Source organism: Pseudoalteromonas sp. SR45-5, assembly GCF_014163565.1.
Lineage (GTDB): Bacteria > Pseudomonadota > Gammaproteobacteria > Enterobacterales > Alteromonadaceae > Pseudoalteromonas > Pseudoalteromonas distincta.
Genome location: NZ_JACJDN010000394.1, coordinates 1 through 3,861, shown reverse-complemented (window position 1 = coordinate 3,861; position 3,861 = coordinate 1). Strand labels below are relative to the sequence as shown.

At 37.5% G+C, this 3,861-nt stretch carries 4 protein-coding genes; 3 read left to right on the top strand and 1 reads right to left on the bottom strand.

Going from position 1 to position 3,861, the window contains the following annotated elements:
* The coding region (locus H5072_RS13915; RefSeq protein WP_182693859.1) for a tetratricopeptide repeat protein at positions 1–434 on the top strand (434 nt) is incomplete at its 5' end.
* 44 nt (positions 435–478) lie between these two features.
* On the opposite strand, the gene H5072_RS13910 is transcribed toward H5072_RS13915, so the two are convergent.
* Complete coding sequence (locus tag H5072_RS13910) at positions 479–1,384, bottom strand: DUF808 domain-containing protein (protein WP_182693858.1); 906 nt, start codon at positions 1,382–1,384, stop codon at positions 479–481.
* Between the two features lie 145 nt (positions 1,385–1,529).
* On the opposite strand from H5072_RS13910, the gene H5072_RS13905 reads away from it, so the two are divergent.
* Positions 1,530–1,811, top strand: coding sequence for an MliC family protein (locus H5072_RS13905; protein WP_024595167.1), 282 nt, complete (start codon positions 1,530–1,532; stop codon positions 1,809–1,811).
* 66 nt (positions 1,812–1,877) lie between these two features.
* Positions 1,878–3,861 (top strand): methyl-accepting chemotaxis protein (locus H5072_RS13900; protein ID WP_182693857.1); only part of this gene is annotated, 1,984 nt, incomplete at its 3' end.

Sequence of the window (3,861 nt, the reverse complement as noted above, 5' to 3'; positions counted from 1 at the left end):
AGCTAATTCAAGACAATTACTTTTCCACTAAAACGATCACCCTTCCTCGTGATGAAGTAAAGCGTTTGTATAAAGACGAAGCTATTTACGACGTACTGCGCCCTTATGCCAACATCCTTTATGGTGGGTTTGTGATGCATCCTCCCAAACCTAAGCCACTATATAAAGGCTTAAAGCTCGATAAAAACAATCAACAAGGCATTATTTATTTTAAAGATGGTTTGTTTGTTGAAGCACTTAATAGCTTTAAACAAGCTGCTGAAGCAGGCTCTCAATGGGGGCAATTAAATTTAGCGCAAATGTATCGTGATGGTCAGGGAATAGATCAGGATCCACAGCAAGCTATTTATTGGTACAAAAAGGCCATTGAGCAAAAAAATACTAAAGCACAATTTGAATTGGAATCTCTTTGTAAAATAGCTAACTGTGAATGAGTGAATTTCAATATAGCTGGCGCAACAAGTACGCCAGCTTGGAATTATTTTTTAAATAACTTTGTATAACCTACATGTATAAGCACGACAACTAAGCCAGCAATCACGCCTAGCAAACCATCAAACAATAGAGGAGCTAATACTTCTCCTGTACCGCCAGCAACAGATTGGGCATAGTTTGTTACATCGACTTGAGTATGATGCAGTAACTCAACACCATGTACTAAAATCCCGCCACCTACTAAAAACATCGCGATGGTGCCCGCAAATGCTAAAAACTGCATCAACCTAGGCGCTGCTGCGAGTAAGCCTTTCCCAAGTAATTCTTTAAATTTATTAGCTGTTACCTTTGATTGGTTGAGTAAATAAAGCCCGGCATCATCCAGCTTTACAATACCGGCCACTAAGCCATAAACGCCAATCGTCATTATAATTGCGATAACACAAAGCACTAAAGCTTGGTTAAGTAATGTAGCGCCTGCCACAGTGCCTAAAGTAATAACAATAATTTCGGCAGAAAGAATAAAGTCGGTTCTTATTGCCCCTTTTATTTTTTGTTTTTCGTACTCAACTAAATCTAATTTTTCATCTTCATCTACCACTTCATTGTGATGAGGCAAAAACTTAGCAAATACTTTTTCAGCTCCCTCAAAACATAAAAACAAACCACCCATCATTAAAAGCGGTGTTATTAACCAAGGCAGCCATACGCTTATTAATAAAGCAGCGGGTACGAGTATCGCTTTATTTAAAAATGAACCCTTTGCCACAGCCCAAACAACCGGTAATTCACGCTCTGCTGCTACACCTGTAACCTGCTGTGCATTGAGCGCTAAGTCATCGCCTAATACACCTGCTGTTTTTTTTGTTGCTACCTTACTCATTGTCGCAATGTCATCAAGTAAAGTGGTTATATCATCTAATAACGTTAAAAGGTTAGTGCCTGCCATAAAGCTTCCGAGCTCAAAAAATATTGCTATAAACATAACTTAAAGCGCTACTTTCACCAACGGTTAATTTTGCTTTGTTATTCTTACATTAGATTAAAATTTTGCCCTGTGTTTTAACTAACGTTTAAAGAAGATGGGAGGAAAAATGAAAGTATATTTAGCATTAATCGCTATTTTACTAAGCTTAACCGCATGTAGTGATTTAAAAACCAGTACTGCTTACCAATGCGATGATGAGAGCGTAAAACTCAATATTATTAATAATTCTGAAGCCGAACTTATCTTTAACAATAAAGTGCATGTACTTAATCACGAAAAAAGTGCATCCGGGAATAAATATATAAGTGAAGAGGTACTGTTTTGGGGTAAGGGTAATGAAGCCATGTTAATCATTGCAGGTAAAAAAAGACAGTGCACCAAGGTTTAACATAAAAACAACCAAAAAATTACAATAATGCTACAATAATTAAAGACCCATTATTGTGATGAAGTTATGCGTTCAATTGCGATCAAACATAAAATAATTTTAGCCTTTACAGCCATTGGCATATTGGTGCTAACAAGTAGTGTATTTTTTTATTGGTCATTAAACAAAATTAGCGTTAACAATACCCGAACCGAAAAATTAGCGGTTCCGGTACAACAGTTCAGCAAAGATTTAAGGCTATCATTACTGTCTATTACCAAATTTAACGCCTTAGCTTACAGCCAAGCAAACCTTGATTTACTTCAACAAAATAAAAAACAGGCGCAAGTTGAGCAACAACAATTTAGCGATATGCTCAATTTGTTAAGCACTCAACTAAATCAACAAATAACAATGCAAAATTTACTCACCAGTACCAACGCAGGTTTCGAGCAACTGACTGAAGTAAGTGTCGCAATGTTTAGCGCTAAAGAGCGTAAGTTTGTAGCGCAAAATTCCACCATAGAATTATCAGCAACGTTTAACGAGCAACTTTACAATTTAAGTTCTAACTTACTTGATATAGAACTTTTAGAAGTGCCTGTAAAACAGCAGGCGTTACTTAATGCTATGTTTGGAACAGCGACCCGTATAGATGATTTATTGTTTAACTTAAGCAATAATATAAAAAGCATTACTCAAACTGCAAGTATCAATGATTTAAATAGTCATCAGCAAGATACTCTATTTCTACTAGATAACATCCAACCTAATTTCACCTATTTAGAGCAACAAGCGCTACCTTTTGATAATGCGTTTAATGCTAAAAATTTAACGGCTAAGTTTAATCAATTAAGAGAGTTACTTAACAACGATACAGGAATTTACGCCCAACAAAATAAAGTACTCAAAAGTGCTATTGCTGCGGCTCAAAATTTTGAACACTTTCAACAGCAATTTATAACAACAGAAGGTCAGCTTATTGAACTTAATAAATTGGCTGATGAGCGCTTTAATGCCTTACAAACTAATGCAAAGGCCGCCATAAATACAGGGATTAGTTCTGTAGTAATTATTACGATTGTTTTAATTATATTGATTATCGCAATCTCTATTTTTACAACTCGCGCAATGCTAAAACCGCTTAAAAAAGTAAACCGCGATTTAGCCCGAATCGCCTCAGGTGATTTATCAAAGCGAAGCCACCCACGTAGTAAAGATGAATTTGGTACTTTGCTAAATAACATAAATAAACTCAGTGAAGACCTTACTAACCTAATTGGTGCAATTAGTAGCGACGCCCACGAACTAGACCGCAGCGCTATTAAAACCAGTGAAAAAGGTCAGCAAATGACGGTTGTTGCACAACAGCAGTTAGAGCGAAGCGCGCAGGCAACATCGCTTGCACACAATATGCTAACCAACTCACAAGCGGTTTATGAGCAAGCAGATAAAACATCAAGTGAAATAACAAACGCATCGCAATTTGCAAATGATGTAAACGAGATTGCTAATCAAAATAGTCTAAGTATAGAAACTTTATTGCAGCGTCTTGATAAAGCAGTAGGCAGCACAGAAGAACTCGCACAGTACACTCAGCTTATTGAAGCCATTGTTGAAACAATTAGTAGCATTGCCGAGCAGACTAACTTACTTGCACTTAATGCTGCAATTGAAGCAGCGCGAGCGGGTGAAAACGGACGCGGGTTTGCTGTAGTTGCTGATGAGGTTCGATCATTAGCTGCACGTACACAAACCTCGACTAGCGAAATAAACACCATGATCCAAACATTGCAACAACACACTAAAACAACTCAAGAACACATTACTGATGGCCAACACCAAGCCAAGCAATGTGTTAAAAACAGCACTGAACTAAATAAAGCCGTAGAGCGTATTAAAAGCACATTGTTGTCTGTTAATCAGATGAGTGAGCAAATTGCTCATGCATCACATGAGCAATTGACTAACAGTGGCGACATTCAACAAATAATGGCAAAGGTGACAGAGCAAGCAACCTTGAATGCCCAAAATGCGACAACCCTAGCAAGCGAAAGTGAAGACGTAAACC

Coding starts and splice junctions, on each gene's coding strand:
- H5072_RS13910 (WP_182693858.1), bottom strand. CDS start 1,384: ATGGCAGGCACTAACCTTTTAACGTTATTAGATGATATAACCACTTTA.
- H5072_RS13905 (WP_024595167.1), top strand. CDS start 1,530: ATGAAAGTATATTTAGCATTAATCGCTATTTTACTAAGCTTAACCGCA.